Annotated in this window: 14 protein-coding genes and 1 CRISPR repeat array; of the genes, 8 read left to right on the top strand and 6 right to left on the bottom strand. The window is 70.3% G+C overall.

Annotation, left to right across the window (positions count from 1 at the left end; genetic code table 11):
- Positions 1–283 precede the first annotated feature (283 nt).
- The 7 genes from ABIA38_RS07055 to ABIA38_RS07025 are packed head-to-tail and all read left to right on the top strand — an operon-like array spanning position 284 to position 7,670.
- Positions 284–1,918 (top strand): ABC transporter substrate-binding protein, encoded by a 1,635-nt coding sequence (locus ABIA38_RS07055; RefSeq protein ID WP_424637576.1) that lies wholly within the window; start codon positions 284–286, stop codon positions 1,916–1,918.
- Positions 1,899–3,023, top strand: a complete 1,125-nt coding sequence (locus ABIA38_RS07050; RefSeq protein WP_424637575.1) for an ABC transporter permease — start codon at positions 1,899–1,901, stop codon at positions 3,021–3,023. The genes ABIA38_RS07055 and ABIA38_RS07050 overlap by 20 nt, the downstream gene beginning before the upstream one ends.
- Positions 3,020–3,958, top strand: a complete 939-nt coding sequence (locus ABIA38_RS07045; RefSeq protein WP_424637574.1) for an ABC transporter permease — start codon at positions 3,020–3,022, stop codon at positions 3,956–3,958. Before ABIA38_RS07050 ends, ABIA38_RS07045 begins: the two co-directional genes overlap by 4 nt.
- A gap of 5 nt (positions 3,959–3,963) precedes the next feature.
- A complete protein-coding gene (locus tag ABIA38_RS07040) occupies positions 3,964–4,995 on the top strand; it encodes an ABC transporter ATP-binding protein (protein ID WP_424637573.1) in 1,032 nt (343 codons plus the stop codon).
- Complete coding sequence (locus ABIA38_RS07035; protein ID WP_424637572.1) at positions 4,992–5,981, top strand: ABC transporter ATP-binding protein; 990 nt, start codon at positions 4,992–4,994, stop codon at positions 5,979–5,981. Before ABIA38_RS07040 ends, ABIA38_RS07035 begins: the two co-directional genes overlap by 4 nt.
- Positions 5,982–5,987: 6 nt before the next feature.
- Positions 5,988–7,169, top strand: a complete 1,182-nt coding sequence (locus ABIA38_RS07030; protein ID WP_424637571.1) for an amidohydrolase family protein — start codon at positions 5,988–5,990, stop codon at positions 7,167–7,169.
- Positions 7,170–7,220: 51 nt separating this feature from the next.
- On the top strand, positions 7,221–7,670 hold the full coding sequence (locus ABIA38_RS07025) for a DUF4440 domain-containing protein (RefSeq protein ID WP_424637570.1): 450 nt from the start codon (positions 7,221–7,223) through the stop codon (positions 7,668–7,670).
- Between the two features lie 9 nt (positions 7,671–7,679).
- Here the strand turns inward: ABIA38_RS07025 and ABIA38_RS07020 are convergent, their stop codons facing one another.
- The 5 genes from ABIA38_RS07020 to ABIA38_RS07000 form a co-directional block, all read right to left on the bottom strand.
- Positions 7,680–9,734, bottom strand: a complete 2,055-nt coding sequence (locus ABIA38_RS07020) for an APC family permease (protein ID WP_424637569.1) — start codon at positions 9,732–9,734, stop codon at positions 7,680–7,682.
- Between the two features lie 443 nt (positions 9,735–10,177).
- A CRISPR array of direct repeats spans positions 10,178–11,060; the repeat unit is 29 nt; unit sequence CTGCTCCCCGCGCACGCGGGGATGGTCCC.
- 72 nt (positions 11,061–11,132) lie between these two features.
- Positions 11,133–12,356: a serine hydrolase domain-containing protein gene (locus tag ABIA38_RS07015; RefSeq protein ID WP_424637568.1), complete on the bottom strand. Its 1,224-nt coding sequence runs from the start codon at positions 12,354–12,356 to the stop codon at positions 11,133–11,135.
- Positions 12,357–12,630: 274 nt separating this feature from the next.
- The gene (locus ABIA38_RS07010) at positions 12,631–13,281 is read right to left on the bottom strand and encodes a hypothetical protein (RefSeq protein WP_424637567.1); all 651 of its coding nucleotides are present in this window, start codon (positions 13,279–13,281) and stop codon (positions 12,631–12,633) included.
- Positions 13,278–14,186: a sigma factor gene (locus ABIA38_RS07005; protein WP_424637566.1), complete on the bottom strand. Its 909-nt coding sequence runs from the start codon at positions 14,184–14,186 to the stop codon at positions 13,278–13,280. The genes ABIA38_RS07010 and ABIA38_RS07005 overlap by 4 nt, the downstream gene beginning before the upstream one ends.
- Positions 14,183–14,365: a hypothetical protein gene (locus ABIA38_RS07000; protein ID WP_424637565.1), complete on the bottom strand. Its 183-nt coding sequence runs from the start codon at positions 14,363–14,365 to the stop codon at positions 14,183–14,185. Before ABIA38_RS07000 ends, ABIA38_RS07005 begins: the two co-directional genes overlap by 4 nt.
- 403 nt (positions 14,366–14,768) lie before the next feature.
- Here ABIA38_RS07000 and ABIA38_RS06995 point away from each other — a divergent pair, with 403 nt between their 5' ends.
- Complete coding sequence (locus ABIA38_RS06995; RefSeq protein ID WP_424637564.1) at positions 14,769–15,944, top strand: ricin-type beta-trefoil lectin domain protein; 1,176 nt, start codon at positions 14,769–14,771, stop codon at positions 15,942–15,944.
- Between the two features lie 102 nt (positions 15,945–16,046).
- Here ABIA38_RS06995 and ABIA38_RS06990 read toward each other — a convergent pair whose 3' ends face one another.
- Entirely contained in the window at positions 16,047–16,550 is a 504-nt protein-coding gene (locus ABIA38_RS06990; RefSeq protein ID WP_424637563.1) for a hypothetical protein, read from the bottom strand.
- Between the last annotated feature and the right edge of the window lie 88 nt (positions 16,551–16,638).

Raw genomic sequence — 16,638 nt, 5'->3', positions numbered from 1 at the left:
TACCGGCGAGGAAACGGTGACCGGGTCGGACCCGACCGAGGCGGAGGGCATTTGTGCCCGATGACGCCTGTGAGCAGTCATCAAACCGTTATCAAAGCGGAAAATCGTCGCTCCATGTGGATGCTTGATCACCATGGATGGAACTTCGGTCCCAAATATCGAGACCGGGAAAAAAATCATTGACCATCCGGTCGGACCGCGCCTACTTTCAAGCCCACCGTTCAGCCAGATCAAACACTCGGTTCCGTCATCGGCCGATCGGGTGCCTTGAGAAAGGTGCGCCATGCAGGGCAATCAACCCATCGGGGACAACCGCCGCGGCAAAGCCGCTCGCCGGGCAGCACGCCGGGCCGCCGCACCAGTGGCGGTCACCGTGGCCGCCGCGATGATGCTCGCCGCCTGTGGCGGCGCCAAGAAGAACACCGACGGCGGCGGAGACGGCGGCACGCTCGTCGTCGACACTTCCTTCAGCCTCAAGACCGCCGACCCGGGCCGCACCTTCGAGCCCACCGGCATCATGGTCACCCGCCCCGTCTACGACACGCTGCTCACCTTCGCGAACGGCGACGTGACCAAGCCGGTGCCGCAGCTGGCCGCCTCCTACGAGGCCGCGCCCGACGCCAAGACCTTCACGTTCCCGCTGCGCCCGGAGGCCAAGTTCTCCGACGGCAGCCCGGTCACCGCGAAGGACGTCGTCTTCTCCTTCAACCGGGTCAAGAACCTCAAGGGCAACCCGGCGTTCCTGCTCGACGGCGTCACCGCCACCGCCAAGGACGAGCACACGGTCGTGCTCACCACCGCCGCCGCCGACCCCGCGCTGCCCTTCCGCATCGCCACCCCGGCGCTCGGCGTGGTCAACTCCAAGACCGTCGCCGCGCACGGCGGCAGCGACGCGGCCGGCGCCGACCAGGGCGACAAGGCCGAGCAGTTCCTCAACACCGACTCGCAGGGCAGCGGCCCGTACAAGATCACCAAGTACGACGTCTCCAGCGAGGTCATCCTCACCCGCAACGACAACTACTGGGGCAGCAAGCCCAAGTACGCCAAGGTGGTGGTGCGCAACGTGCCCGCCAACACCCAGCAGCTGAACGTGCTCAGCGGCGAGAGCCAGATCTCCCTGGACATGTCCCCCGACCAGGCGGTCAAGGTCAAGGGCCAGGCGCAGGTGCTGCAACAGCCCACGCCCACCACCGCGTTCCTGTTCAGCAACGACAACCCGGCCACCTCGCCGACCACCTCCAACAAGGACTTCCAGGAAGCCGTCCGCTACGGCCTGGACTACAAGTCCCTGCTCGATGTGGCCGGCGCCGGGTCCGCGCAGGCCGCGGGCATCGTGCCGAGCTTCTTCACCGGCGCGCTCGACCCGAGCAAGGTGATCGTGCGCGACGTCCCGCGCGCCAAGGCGGCACTGGCCCGCGCCGGGCTGAACAACCCCAGCGTCGACCTGTACTACGCCTCCGACGTCACCATCAACGGCATCAACTTCGGCGACCTCGGCGCCCGGGTGCAGGCCAACCTCAAGGAGGTCGGCATCACCGTCAACCTCAAGCCGGCCCCCACCCAGACCGCGCTCGACTCCTACCGCAACGGCTCCGAGGCGATGGGCCTGTGGTGGTGGCAGGCCGACTACCCCGACGCCAGCGACTACCTCGCCTTCACCCCCGGTGAGCTGGTCGGCCTGCGCGCCGGCTGGAAGGCCGACGCCAACGCCGAGGTGACCGGCCTGGCCCAACGCGCCAAGGTCGCCACCACCGACGCGGAGCGCGTGGCGCTGTACAAGCAGATGCAGGAGGCGATGAACAAGACCGGCCCGTTCATCCCGCTGCTCCAGCCCGCCCAGGTGATCGCCGCGAACAACTCGGTCAAGAACCTGCACTACAACCCGATCTGGTACATCGATGTCGACCAGCTCGGCTGACCCCGTCGCCGCCCCCGGCGCACCCCGGCCGGCCGCATCCCCCAAGGGGGGTGCGGCCCCCGGGCCCCGGGCCGCCCGCGGCGCCCACCCCTTCGCCCGCTTCGTCCTGGTGCGCCTGTCCGTCGGCATCCTGCTGTGCCTGGGCATCACCATGCTCGCCTTCGCGCTGACCCACGCCGTCCCCGGCGACCCGGTCGCCGCCAACCTCGGCCAGCGCGCCCTCAACGACCCCGCCGCGGTCGCCGCGTTCAAGGAGAAGAACGGACTCAACGAGTCCCTCCCGGCGCAGTACGGCAAATACCTCGACAACCTCGTGCACGGCGACATGGGCACCTCCCAGCAGACCCACCGCCCGGTCTGGGACGACCTCGGCGACCGGGTCCCCGCCAGCCTCGAACTCGCCCTGTTCGCCATCGTGTTGGCCCTGGTCATCGGCGTCGGCCTGGGCATCGTCGCGGCCGTCACCCGCAACCGCTGGCCCGACCGGGTGATCCGGATCGTCAGCCTCGCGGGCGTGTCCATGCCGGTCTTCTGGCTCGCCCAGGTCGCCTTCTACCTCTTCTCCTTCAAACTGGGCTGGATCCAGGCAGGCGGACGACTCTCCCCGGGCGCCATCCCACCCGACGAGATCACCGGCCTCTACACCCTCGACTCACTCCTCGCCGGCGACACCGGCACCTTCGGCGAAGCCTTCTCCCGACTGCTGCTGCCCGCCTGCGTACTCGCCGCCTTCAACATCGGCGTGCTCACCCGCTTCACCCGCGCCGCCGTCCTGGAAGCCCTCGGCAACGACTACGTCCGCGCCGCCCGCGCCAAGGGACTGCCCGAAGCCACCGTCATCCGCCGACACGTCCTGCGCTCCGCGCTCACCTCCATCCTCACCGTCGCCGGCCTCACCTTCGGCGGCATGCTCGCCGGCACCGTCCTGGTCGAGAACGTGCTGTCCTGGCCGGGCCTCGGCCAATACGCCTACAAGAGCGCGCTCAACCTCGACCTGCCGTCCATCATGGGCGTCTGCCTGTTCGTCGCGGTCGTCTACGTCGTGATCAACCTCCTCGTGGACCTGCTCTACGGGGTCATCGACCCGAGGATTCGCCTCTCGTGAACGCCACGCGCCTGTTCCTCGGCGATCGGCACGGAGCCGACCGCAACAGCCCCGACAGCCCCGACAGTCCCGGCGGCAAGATTGCCGCCGCGCGCAAGCGCCGCCGCGCCGGCAAGTCGCCGTGGCGCAGCCCGCTCGCCGTCACCGGCCTCGCCATCATCGGCATCTTCCTGATCGCCGCCGTCTTCGCGTCGGTGATCTCCCCCGAGGACCCGCTCGCCCAGAAGTGGCCCAAGTACCAATCCCCCTCGGGCGACCACTGGTTCGGCACCGACCAACTCGGCCGCGACATCCTCTCCCGGGTCATCCACGGCACCCGGATCTCGCTCCCGCTCGCCCTGCTCCTGGTCGTGCTCGCGATGGTCATCGGCACCGTGCTCGGCGCGGTCGCCGGCTACTTCGGCGGCTGGATCGACATGCTGGTGATGCGCTGCGCCGACCTGGTGCTCGCCTTCCCGGCGATCATCCTGGCCATGGCCGTGGTCGCGGCGCTCGGACCCAACCTGACGAACGCCGTCCTCGCCGTGGTGGTCGTCAGCTGGCCGACCTACGCCCGCGTGGTCCGCGGCCTGGTCCTGACCCTGCGGCAAAGCGACTTCGTGCAGGCCGACCGCCTCCTCGGCGCCTCCGGCTGGCGCGTACTGGCCGTGGACCTGCGCCCCAACCTGGCCGGCCCGGTCGCCGTACTCGCCGCCCTCGACCTGGGCAACGCCGTACTGCTGCTGTCCGGCCTGTCCTTCCTCGGCCTGGGCGCCCAACCGCCCGCCGCCGAATGGGGCGCCATGGTCAACGCCGGCTCGGCGAACTTCGACGCGTGGTGGGTCGCGGTCTTCCCCGGCGCGGCCATCCTGCTCTCGGTGCTCGCCTTCAACTTCCTGGGCGACACCCTGCGCGACGCGCTCGACCCGCGTACCGCGAGGGCGATCCGAAAGTGACCGACATGAACGAGACCCCGACCCCGACCGCCGCCGGCGACGCGGAACCGGTACTGGCGATCCGCGATCTGGTCGTCGAACTGCCCGGCCCCGACGGCGAACGCCTGCGCGCCATCGACGGCGTCGACCTGACCGTGGGCCGCGGCGAGATCGTCGGCCTCGCCGGCGAAAGCGGCTCCGGCAAGACGATGACCGCACTCGCCCTGCTCGGCCTGCTGCCCCAGGGCGGCACCGCGAGCGGCAGCATGCGCGTCGAGGGCGACGACGTACTGACCATGACCCCCCGTCAGGTCCGCGACCTGCGCGGCAACCGGGTCGCGATGGTCTTCCAGGACCCGATGACCTCGCTGCACCCGATGCTCAGCATCGGCAAACAACTCACCGAACACCTGCGCCACCACAAGAAGTTGGACAAGCGCGCCGCCAACGCACGCGCGGTGGAACTGCTCACCACGGTCCGCATCCCCGACCCCGAACGGGCGTTGAAGCGGTATCCGCACCAGTTCTCCGGCGGCATGCGCCAGCGCATCGCGATCGCCATCGCGCTGGCCTGCGACCCGACACTGCTGCTCGCGGACGAGCCGACCACGGCCCTCGACGTCACCGTGCAGGCCGGCATCCTGCGCCTGCTGGACCGGCTGCGCCGGGAGAACGGGCTCTCCGTACTGATCATCACCCACGACCTCGGCGTGATGTCCGCGCTCGCCGACCGGGTCAGCGTGATGTACGCCGGACGCATCGTGGAGAGCGGGCCCCGCGCCGACGTCCTGCGCGAACCCCGACACCCCTACACCCGGGGCCTGTTGGACGCACTGCCACACCCCGACGGCGGCAACGCCGCACTGGTCCCGATCGTCGGCGCGCCGCCGAAGCTCGGCCAGGCGCCCACCGGTTGCGCGTTCCACCCGCGCTGCCCGCACGCCGTGGACTCCTGCCGCGAGGACCGCCCCCGACTGCTCGCGCTCACCCCCACCCACGCCGGCGCCTGCCCGATCGACCCCCTGGCCGTCACCACCACGAAGGTGGGTACCCCATGACCGCGTCCACCGCTGCGACTTCGTCGGACACCGGGCTTCGGCTGCGCGAGCTGAGCGTGTCCTACCGCGCCCCCGGCCGCCCGCCGGTGCGCGCCGTCGCCGGCGTCGACCTGCACGTGGCGCCCGGGCAGGTGGTCGGCCTGGTCGGCGAATCCGGCTGCGGCAAGTCCACCCTCGGCAAGGCCGCCGTCGGACTGCTCAAGCCCGCCGGCGGCAGCGTCGAGTTCAACGGACACACCGTCACCCCGCTCGGGCTGCGCCCGCGGCCGGTGACCCAACGCGGCCTGCAGATGGTCTTCCAGGACCCCTACGCCTCGCTCAACCCGCGCCGCAAGGTCGGCGAACAGATCTCCGACGCCGTCGTGCTCAACGGCGGCAGCCGGGACAGCGGCCGGGAGCTCGCCCGCGAACTCCTGGAGCGGGTCGGCCTGCCCGCCGAATTCGTCGACCGTTTCCCGCACGAGTTCTCCGGCGGACAGCGGCAACGCATCGCCATCGCCCGGGTGTTGGCCGCCGAACCCAGCTGCATCGTGGCCGACGAACCGATCGCCGCCCTCGATGCGTCCGCCCAGGCATCGGTGGCCAACCTGCTGCTCACCCTGGCCCGGGAGCGCAACGTCGGCCTGCTGTTCATCTCGCACGACCTGTCCATCGTGCGCCAGATCGCCGACACCGTCGCGGTGATGTACCTGGGCACGGTGGTCGAAAGCGGCCCCACCGACCAGGTCTGGGACGACCCGCGCCACCCGTACAGCAAGGCGCTGATCGCCGCCGTACCGCGCGCCGACGGCAGCGGCGAACTGCCCGTCGACCTGCCCGGCGACGTCCCCGACCCGGCCTTCCCGCCCACCGGCTGCCGGTTCCACCCGCGCTGCCCGATCGCCGTCGACGCGTGCGCGATCGACGAACCCGCCCTGGTCGAATTCCTCCCGGACCGGCGCGCGGCCTGCACGGTGCTCGCGTCGACCCTCACGAAAGTCGGGTGATCGCCCATGTGGCTGACCAACTGTCACGTCGTCGACGTCGCCACCGGCGACGTCCTGCGCAACCGCAGCGTGCACATCGAGGAAGGCACGATCATCGACGTGACGGCCGCCGCGCCGCCGCACGCCGATGCGCGCGACCTGGGCGGGCGTTACCTGCTCCCCGGCCTGATCTCCTGCCACTCGCACCTGTCGGTGGTCTTCCCCTTCGCCGACACCCGCGAGGACGAATCCCCCGGCCTGACCGCGTTCCGGGCCGCACAACGCGCCGCCGACGCACTGCGGGCCGGCATCACCACGCTGCGCTGCGTCCACGAGCAGAACCAGATCGACCTGGTCCTGCGCGACGCGCACCGCCGCGGCTGGATCCAGGCCCCGCGCATCTACGGCGCGGGCCGCGCGCTGTCCACGCCGCACGGGCACGGCGAGGGTGCGGACTGCTCGTACGCCACCGGCGCCGACGGCTTCTACCGCGCGGCCCTCGGCGAACTCGCGGCCGGCGCCGACCACTTGAAGATCTTCATCAACTCCGGCCTGGCCCGCGAGGGCGAGGACTTCGAGCACGCCGAGATGACCGACGAGGAAATCGCCGCCACCGTCAAGGCCGCCCACGAACACGACGCGTACGTGGTCGCCCACTCCGGTGAATCCGCCGCCATCCGGCAGGCCCTCGCCCAGGGCGTACGCAGCTTCGAACACGCCTACGCCCTCGACGACGACACCGCCCGCCTGCTCGCCGACCGGCGCGCGTTCGTCACCCCGACGTTGTGCGTGACCAACTCGCTGGGCTGGATGCGCGAGAACGGCTTCGAGGAAGCCTCCATGGCCAACGCGCGCAACGCGATCGAGCCGCACCAGGCCAGCTTCCGCCGAGCGGTCGCGGCCGGCGTCCAGCTGGTCAACGGCACCGACATCCCGCCGGCCGACCTGGTCGAGGGTGTCCCGGCCGCCGTCTACGAGATGTACCTGATGGCCCAGGGCGGCCTGGACAACCTCCGCGTCCTGCAATCGGTCTCCACCACGGCGGCGCGCCTGGTCCAGGCCGAACACCACCTCGGGCAGGTCGCGCCCGGCTACACCGCGGACCTGATCGCGGTGGAGGGCGACCCGATGCAGGACATCACGGCGATGGGGCGACTGTCGTTCGTGATGCAGGGTGGGCGGGTCGTTCGGGACGACGATCCGGCCTGAGACTGTACGGCTGTACCCGCACATCTTCCGTATGAAGGGAACCACAACCCCATGACCGACCCCGCCACCTCGCGCGCCGCCGCCCACCCGTCCGCCGGTTCGGCCGAGGACCGCGCCGCGGTGTGGAGCGCGCTGCTCGACATCTACGCCGGCTTCACCGCCGGCGACCGGGACCGGATCGACCGCCGGATCCACCCGGAGGCCACGATCTGGGACTCGGCCGCCCCCGAACTCCTGTTCGGCCGCGCCGACTTGGACCGGATCCGGGCCGCGCGCCCGGTCGGCCCGGACGCCCCCGTGGTCACCGGGATCCACGCGAGCGACGAGGTGATCGACGTCTGGGACGACACCGCGCTCGCCCGCTACACGCTGCGCGTCGACTTCGCGCCGGCGGCGGACGGCACGGTCCTGCCCGCCGAACACATCCGCAACACCGCCGTGGCCCGCCGCTTCGAGCAGGGCTGGCTGGTCGTACACAACCACGAGGACCTGCTGGCCTGACGCCCCTCGTCAGTGCTCCTTCGGGCCCGGGACGCCGGCCGGGTCGTGGTGCGGGGGCGCGACGTTGGCCGGCTCGCCGCGGCGGGCGGCGCCGGGAGCGCGGGCGATCACACTCGGGCCGTGCGTGGAGGACTTGAGCTGCCACGGCACACTGATCACCATCACGCCCGGGGTGAACAGGAGTCGGCTCTTGAGCCACAGCGCCGACTGGTTGTGCAACACGTTCTCCCACCAGTGGCCCACCACATACTCCGGGATGACCACGCTGATCAGGTCGCGCGGCCGGGCGTTGTGCAGCGCGCGCACGTGTCCCACCACCGGCCTGGTCAGCTCGCGATAGGGCGAGTCCAGCATGGTCAGCGGCACCTCGATGCCGTACTCCTCCCACCGGGCCCGGATCTCGTCCGCCTCGTCGCGATCGACCACCACGGTGAGCGCCTCCAGGCTGTCCGGGTGCGACGCCTTGGCGTACGCCAGCGCCCGCAGCGTCGGCTTGTGCACCTTGGAGACCAGCACGATCGCGTGTACGCGCGGCGGCAGGATGCTTTCCTCCACCGGATCGGTGACCGCCATCTCCTCGGCCGCGCTGTCGTAGTGCCGGCGGATCCCGCGCATCGTCACCCACAGCAACACGGCGGCGATCACCGCCAGGTAGGCGCCCTGGGTGAACTTGGTGATCAGCACGACGACCAGCACCAGACCGGTGACCACCGCGCCCACGCCGTTGATCGCGCGCGCGGTGTGATGTCGGCGCCGGACGGTCGGGTCGGTCTCGGCGCGCAGTTCGCGATTCCAGTGCCGGACCATGCCGGTCTGGGAGAGCGTGAACGAGGTGAAGACGCCGAGGATGTACAGGTGGATCAGGCTGGTCACCGAGGCGTGATAGGCCCACAGCAGCCCGGCGGCGACCACGGCCAGCGCGATGATCCCGTTGGAGAACGCGAGTCGGTCGCCGCGCGTATGCAACTGGCGCGGCAGATACCGGTGTTGCGCCAGGATCGAGGCGAGCAGCGGAAAGCCGTTGAACGCGGTGTTCGCGGCCAGGACCAGGACCAGCGCGGTGGCGGTCTGGATATAGAAGAAGCCCACACTGTGCGGCCCGCCGAAGATCGCCGCCGCCAACTGGGCGATCACGGTGCGCTGCGGCGTGGTGTGGCAGTCGCCGGGTATCCCGGTCAGCCGGCAGGTGTCCTCGGTGATGTGCACGTCGGAGATCAGCGCGAGCGCGGTGATCCCGGCGAACATCAACACCGCGATCAGCCCCATCACGCTCATCGTGGTGGCGGCATTGCGCGACTTGGGCTTGCGAAATGCCGGTACGCCGTTGGAGATCGCCTCGACACCGGTCAACGCGGTACACCCACTGGAGAACGCGCGCAGCCCCAGCATCAGCAGCGCGAGTCCCGCGAGATGCTCGTCCCCGGGTTTGGGCGTGACACCGTACGCGGCGGACTCGGCCACCGGCGCGTCGCCGAGCAACCAGCGGAACAGGCCCGTGGCGCACATGATCAGCACGCCGGCCACGAACAGATAGGTGGGGGCGGCGAACGCGCGCCCCGACTCGCGCACGCCCCGCAGATTCACCGCGGCCAGTATCGCGACGAAGCCCACCGCCATGCCGGTGCGGTACTCGTTGGCGGCCGGCACGGCCGAGATGATGTTGTCGACCCCGGACGCGACCGACACCGCCACGGTCATCACGTAGTCCACCATCAACGACGCGGCGACGACCAACCCGGCGGAAGGCCCCAGATTGGTGGCGACCACCTCGTAGGACCCGCCTCCGGACGGGTAGGCGTACACGACCTGCCGATACGACAACACCACGACCGCCATGAGCGTCACGACCGCCACCGCGACCCAGGTGGTCAGATAGAGGAACGCCACGCCGCCCACGGTCAGGACGAGCAGGATCTCTTGAGTGGCATAGGCGACCGAGGACAGCGGGTCGGACGCGAAAATCGGCAACGCGAGCCGTTTCGACAACAACGTCTCCTGAAGCCCCTCACTCGGCAGGGCCCGACCGATCACCAACCGCTTGAACGCGTCCACGAGTCTCGCCACGGCGTGAGCGTATTCGACCAGAGCCGATCAGAACGCGGATCGATCGTGACGACCCGGCAAAATCGTTCGTCCACATGGTCCGAGCCGGCCGAGCCAGGTTTCCGAATCCGCCTCCGCCGGCCCGGGGCAGGTGCGCAGGATGAGGCCGTCGGCCACTCCGAGGGCTGCTGGGCGCCCCTGCTCGGGCCCAGACGAAGCACTGACCAACCGCACGCACACGACTCGGAATCAGCAGGCGCCGTGAGAGACTCGATGTCCTCCCCAGACCGCGACCATGGTCGAGGAAGTGAAGTGGACCATGAGCCCCGGAACTCGGACGGGGATCGCCAGACACGCGGGCGTGCGATTTGCACTAAGTACCAAGGAAACCAACGCTAATGCCCGATTCGATGAAACTAGTCAAAAGCACGCTCCCCGAGACCTAAAACCCCAGGTCATCGAGCCTGCTCCCCGCGCACGCGGGGATGGTCCCGACGCCCATTGTCATGACGTCGGTCAAACCCTCTGCTCCCCGCGCACGCGGGGATGGTCCCAAGTCGTTGATGTCCATGGGCATGATCTCGTCCTGCTCCCCGCGCACGCGGGGATGGTCCCGATGAGCACCAACGACTACCGGGGAGCGCCCCCTGCTCCCCGCGCACGCGGGGATGGTCCCCCGGGATGCGCGAGGACCGCATCCGTCAGCAGCTGCTCCCCGCGCACGTGGGGATGGTCCCGCGGATCCGGCCATCGCCGGATGCGAGGACCCCTGCTCCCCGCGCACGCGGGGATGGTCCCTACCCACAACCTTCCGGATGGCAACCCGACACCTGCTCCCCGCGCACGCGGGGATGGTCCCGCATCCTCGTGCGCTGGCAGTATGTGCAGTCGCTGCTCCCCGCGCACGCGGGGATGGTCCCCGCCCCGGCGCCCGGACTACTTGAGGGAGTGACTGCTCCCCGCGCACGCGGGGATGGTCCCACGGTCTGCACGGCCGCGTGCTTCGGCGGCCGCTGCTCCCCGCGCACGCGGGGATGGTTCCGCTTCAGCAGCCGGCCCGCGTTGGCCGTGTCGCTGCTCCTCGCGCACGCGGGGATGGTCCCCCCCAGGCCCCAGCCGACGCGACCGACACCCACTGCTCCCCGCGCACGCGGGGATGGTCCCCGGGCCAGCGAGCAGACGGTCACCGCCCGGCCCTGCTCCCCGCGCACGCGGGGATGGTCCCCTGGCGCAGATAAAGACGCCTTGGCGATTTGGCTGCTCCCCGCGCACGCGGGGATGGTCCCGTTGTCATTCTGCATGACATCGCTGGCCTGTGCTGCTCCCCGCGCACGCGGGGATGGTCCCGTGCTCTTGTCCAAGCCGGCCAGGTCGGCCGCCTGCTCCCCGCGCACGTGGGGCTGGCGGAAGCAAGTGAGCTCAGGGGCTCGGGGTTGTCGGGCAGAAGGTGTGTTCCAGGGCCTGGGTGACGGTGGCTTCGTGGGCGGGCTGGTTGCCGGGCAGGGTGCTGATTGCCAGGGCCAGTTGGCGGTTGGCGTCGGGCGTGCCGAACATCCAGGTTTCCCAGCCGGCGCCGCCGCCGGTGTGGCCGTAGATGGGGCCGCAGGTGAGGGTCAGGCGGTGTAGGCCCAGGCCGTAGATGCCGGTGGAGTCGTCGCCGTACACGGTTTTCATCTCGCGTAGTTCGGCCGGGCGCAGGAGTCGGCCGCTCAGCAGGGCCTGGTCGAAGCGGATGAGGTCATTCGTCGTGGAGATCATCTCGCCGGCGGAGCGGAGGACCGTCCAGCTTCCCGTGGTGGCGTCCTGTGGGCCGGTCGGGGTGACCAAGTAGGTGTGTGCGAAGGGCGATCGTATCGTCGGGGAGGTGCCGGCGAAGGAGGTGTCGCGCAGGTGTAGTGGGCGCAGGATGCGGCGTTCGATCTCGTGGGAGTACGACTTGCCGGTGACGTTTTCGATGATCAGGCCGGCGATGAGGTAGTTGGTGTTGGAGTAGTTCTGTGCCTCGCCGGGGCGATTGGTGGGTGAGTGGCCGGAGTTCGGGCCGATCGCTCGGTTCACGAGGTCTCGGGCGGACCAGGTCTTCCAGCGGCCCTGGTCCAGCCACGCCTGGTTCATGGCGGGGTCCGACCAGTCCGGGACGATGGTGTGGTCGTGCGTGAAGTCGTAGTAGCCGGACGTGTGGTTGAGGATCTGACGCAGTGTCACGACGTTGCCCTCGGGGATGCCGGGGACGTAGTGGTCGATCGTCTCGTCCAGGCGGACTCGACCCTCTCCGGCCAGTTGCAGCAGCACGGTCGCGACGAAGGTTTTCGTGACGCTGGCGATGTGGATCTTGCCGGTCGCGTCTACCGGGGCACCCGTGCGGAGGTCGGCGACGCCTGCCGTGCCGGTCCAGGACGGCTCGTTCGCGTCGCGGACCTTGGCCACGGCGGCCACGTCGCCGTTGGTGATCAGTGCGTCGAGGTCGCGTTGTAGGCCGGCGGTGTCGATCGGGGGCCGGGGGGTCGATCCGGTGGTGGGGGCGGCATTTGCGGCGAAGGTCGTGGTGAGGCCGAGGCTGAGTGATAGGGCGGCCTGTACTGCGGCGATCCGGAGCAGCATGCGACGCCGGGGGCGAGGGCGGTGTTGCGGACGAGCCTTCATGTGCGGTGACTTCCTGTGCGGTGGGCGCGGGGACGACCGACTGCGCGGGACATGTACCACTGTCCGGCAACGCCGACTCGAATACGTGCCTGGACGCGCCGGGCCGGATCGGATTCCTGCAGCTCGGGGAGCCGAAGTGACCGTGTTTGGACGGGTGTTGGCCGAGATTGACGGACGGCCGGGACGCTGGTCCTCGACTTGGCGAGTACGCGTGAGCGCTTCGAAGCGGACGACGGACAGGGGTCGTCCGCTTCGAGGCGGTGCGTGGGGTCGGTCAGGCGTGCCCGGCGGCGGCCAGTAGGCGGGGGAAGCGGTCGTTGGGGCGGCAGATTTCGCCGAGGTCGGGGTCGTCGACCTCTTCGATGCCCGGTTCGACGCGGGCCACGTACGCCTGGAGGTCGTCCTCGGCTTCGAGTTCGGTGGGGGTGGGCGGCGGGACGGGTGCGTGGAGGCGGCAGGCCCAGTGGTGGGCGTCCTCGGGTTCGCCCTCGACCCGGTGGTGCAGGGTCAGCAGGCGCATCGCCTCGACGTTGTCGGCGCCGGCGGCGTACCGCCACCAGAACGCCGCCGGGGCCGGGCGGCCGGTGAGGTAGAGCAGGCAGCCGAAGACCAAGGCCCCGGCCGGGATGCGTTTTTGTACGAAGCCGACGAGCAGGGGGCCGGTGGTCGCTCGGCCCACCACGACCTTGCAGGTACGTTCCAACTCGGCGGCGGCGCGGTTCTGGCAGGCGTGCGCGTCGGTGAAGCAGGCGCGGCGCGGGGAGCCGACGGTGGTGGGGCGCACCACGGCGGCGAGGAGTTCCTCCTGGGCGATGCGGTCGGCCAGGCGGCGGGTGGCGGCGGCGGGATCGTAGTCGGCGAAGGCCGCGTCCATGTCGCGCCGGCGCTGTTGCAGGGCGTGGTCGAGCGGGCTGAGGTGGCTCATGCTGTCGCTTCCCGGGGGTGCGTCGGGGTCGCTGGGGTGGCGTCGGGCCGGTCTTGGTGGTGTGCCTGGTCGAGGGCGGTGGCCAGTTGTTTGCGGGCGGCGTGTACATGGCTGCGGACGGTGGAGATGGTCACTCCCAGGTAGTCGGCGACGTCCTGGAGCGGCAGTTGCATCACCAGGTGCAGGCGGGCACAGGTGGCGCGTTTTATCGGCATCGACGCGATCGCGCGGTCCAGGGCGTCCAGGTGCGGGACGAGCGTGGCCGGGTCGTCGGCGCCGGGGCAGGCGATGTCGGGTGCGCCGGGGGCGGTGAAGTCGATGAGTACCTCGGGGGTACGGCCGCGCCGACGGCGGATGTCGACGACCCGGCGGCGCAGGATCCCGAAGGCGAGGGCGAGCGGGGGACTGGGGTGGCGGAGGATCTCGGGCCAGCGCCGGGACAGCGCGAGCAGGACGTCCGCTACGGCCTCGTCGGCGTCGTGGGCGCAGCCGAGGCTCTTCCAGGCGTGGTCGGTCAGGGTCTGCCGGTGCTCGCGGCAGAACTGTACGAAGTCCAACGGCGCGTCGATCACCGGCCCGCCGGGTGCGGGGCGTCGGAGGTCGAGCGGGTCGTGGGCCGGGTCGCGGCGCAGGCGGAGGTCTTCGAGGGCGTCGGTGAGCATCCGGAAGGCGCGCTTGACCGGCGGGGCCGGTTCGCGCAGGACGTCGTCCCAGTGCCGGAACAGGTCGAGCAGGACGTCGGCGACGATGTCCTCGGCCTCGGGGCGCGAGCCGAGGTGGTCGTACGCGAAGCGGGTCAGGGTGAGCTGGTGACTGTGGCAGAACGCGACGAAATCGTTGCGTAGGAGGTCCACCAGGTCCACGTCCACGGCTTGGGCCTGTTCGGGCTGTCGGGGTTCGGTCATCGTCCGCCGCCCTTGCCGCGGGCGGCACGCGTGGTGCAATACCCGTGCCCGCAGGGGTGGTTGGGTACGGGAAGCGCCAGGCCGCGCAGCAGGGCACCGAGTGGGGCGCGTACGACGATGATCAACACGCCTATGACCAGCCAGAGTTGTCTGGCCTCGGGGCCGAGGAGTTTGTTCAAGGCAGGGGTTCCTTCCGTGATGTCGGGCGCGGACACCGCGCCGGGCGCGACGTCGGGTGCTGCGCGGCGCCGGGTGATGCCCGCGAGGTCCGAAGGCCTCTCACCCCCTACCTCGCCGGCGGACCTGTCGACGTCCAGTCCGGACTCGCAAAATCTGGCACACCACACCGAATCGACTACACGTTCTCGCCCCACCAGCCGGAATCCGCACGGTCGTTGCGACCGTGGGCCGGTTGGGCGGTGCAAGCCGCACGGGGCGTGCGGGCGGTGTGGGCCGTGCGGCCCGTGTTCAGGCGCGGGTGCCGGGCGGGTGCCAACCGGGTTTTCGGAAAAGGGGATCTGCCGGGTATTTCGGTGTGTACCGTGGCTTCTCGGTTGGTCATGAGCACAGCGTTGCTGATTCGTGACGAAGGGTTATGAGGCGTTGAACGTTTCCGGAAAACGTCGGGTGGCGCTGATGGCCGGGCTGGCCGCCGTAGTCGTGGGGACCATGGGTGGACTGCCGGCGTCGGGCTCGACGTTCGGTGGTCAGGCGGCCCAACAGGGGCCCGGGGCCGCCGCGTTGTCGGGGCCGGGGTGGAAGTCGGCCGGGGCGAGCAAGTTGTTGTCGAGCGGCTACACGATCAGGTTCCACGACCGCAGGGCGGCCGATTGGCTCGGCCCGTATGTCCGGGCGTCGGCCGCCGAGTTGCGGCGGATCACCGGGTTGCCGGTCACCGTGGACGCCGCGCCGGTGGGTTACCTGGCGCCGCGCTCGACGGGCGAGATCGTGGTCGGCGCGCTTGCCAATCCGTGTGTCAAGCCTGCCGACGGCGGGCCGTGGGCCGTGGTGACGGACGGTTCCGGTACGCCCGGCTTCAGTTGTGGGTTCCACGCGCGTGCCCTCCCGGAGACGGTGACCAGCGGGCAGGTGTACATCGACACGTCGTTCTTCACCGCCGACGGTCGACCGAGCGCGCGTCTGGGCGAGGCCGGGATGCGCAACCACGTCAGCCACGAACTCGGGCACGCCCTGGGCCTGGCGCACGCCGACGACGCGCCCGGTGGTTGCCTCAAGGGTGCGGATTCGGGGGAGCGCCCGGTGATGTGCACGGCCGCGAACGGCTACCAGGACGCGCGGGCGGGCCAATACGTCCAGCAGTTCGACGTCCAGGGCCTGCGCGCGCTCGCCGCCGCGGCCGGCGCGCCGGTGCCGCCGCAGGGCCCGGTGCGCGGGGTCGGCGGGACGTGTCTGGACGTCGAGGGCGGCCGACCCGCCAACGGTACGCCGATCCGGATCGGGGCCTGCGACACGGGAGTCGGCCAGTCCTGGATCCTGGACCGGGACGGTACGTTCCGCGCGCTGGGGAAGTGCCTGGACGACACCGGCGACGGCAGCGCGGACGGCACCCGGATCCAATTGTTCGACTGCAACGGCTCACCCGCCCAGAAGTGGCGGGTCGACGCGAAGGGCCGGGTCGTACACATCGCGACGGGCAAGGTACTCGACGTCCCCGGCGACCACTCCACGAACGGCGCGGCGGTACAGCTGTATTCGGCCCATTCGGGGCGGGGTCAGCTGTGGGAGGTCCCCAAGTAGCGGTTCGGGTAGGAGAGTTCGGCCACTGGCAGCCAAGCCCGCGCCCTACGCGAGGCCCGACCCGGCTCGACCGCGCCGGCCCTGCGTTCCGGTCGCGGTGGGTCAGGCGACCTGGCCGGGCAGTACTTCGCGAAGCAGCGAGTCGGCTCCGCATCCCGTACGCCACTTGATGACGAGCTTGTTGCCGTCCCGGAATTCGAGGCGCAGGCGGGTCTCGCCGGACCAGCCGACCTTGATCCGAGAGTGGGCGATGGAGGTCCACGGGATGTCGAGGATCCGTGCGGGCCCCTGTCCGGCCAGGTGGTCGCTCCACTCCTGGGGGGTGAACCGGTATGCGGCGCCCAGTCTGTAGGCGTCGTGGTCTCGTCTCTGACGCTTCCAGGCCAGGATGGCCAAGGGGGGTTGGCGAGTGGCGAGCACGGTACGGAAGCCGCGCCGGGAGGCGAAGGGCACGTCGACGTAGACGAGTCGATCCTCGAAGAGCCACAGGCGGCTGCCGTGGGCGAGAAAGGTCGTGGAGCAGGCGTCCGCGACGAAGACGGGCGCGAACGTCGCGTCCGGTTCGTGCGTGGTCTCGGCGGCCGTGTGTGGTGCTTCAGGTGCCATGGAAGCGGGTTCCCTCCGGGATGGCCCACACGGTATGGGCGTTGGATCATCCCGTTGGTTGCTTGCAATGGCAAGAGGTATGCGGCGA

It is taken from the genome of Embleya sp. AB8 (assembly GCF_049739465.1).
GTDB lineage: Bacteria > Actinomycetota > Actinomycetes > Streptomycetales > Streptomycetaceae > Embleya.
The sequence above is the reverse complement of the archived record's forward strand: the minus strand, read 5'-3'. Positions and strand labels throughout refer to the sequence as shown.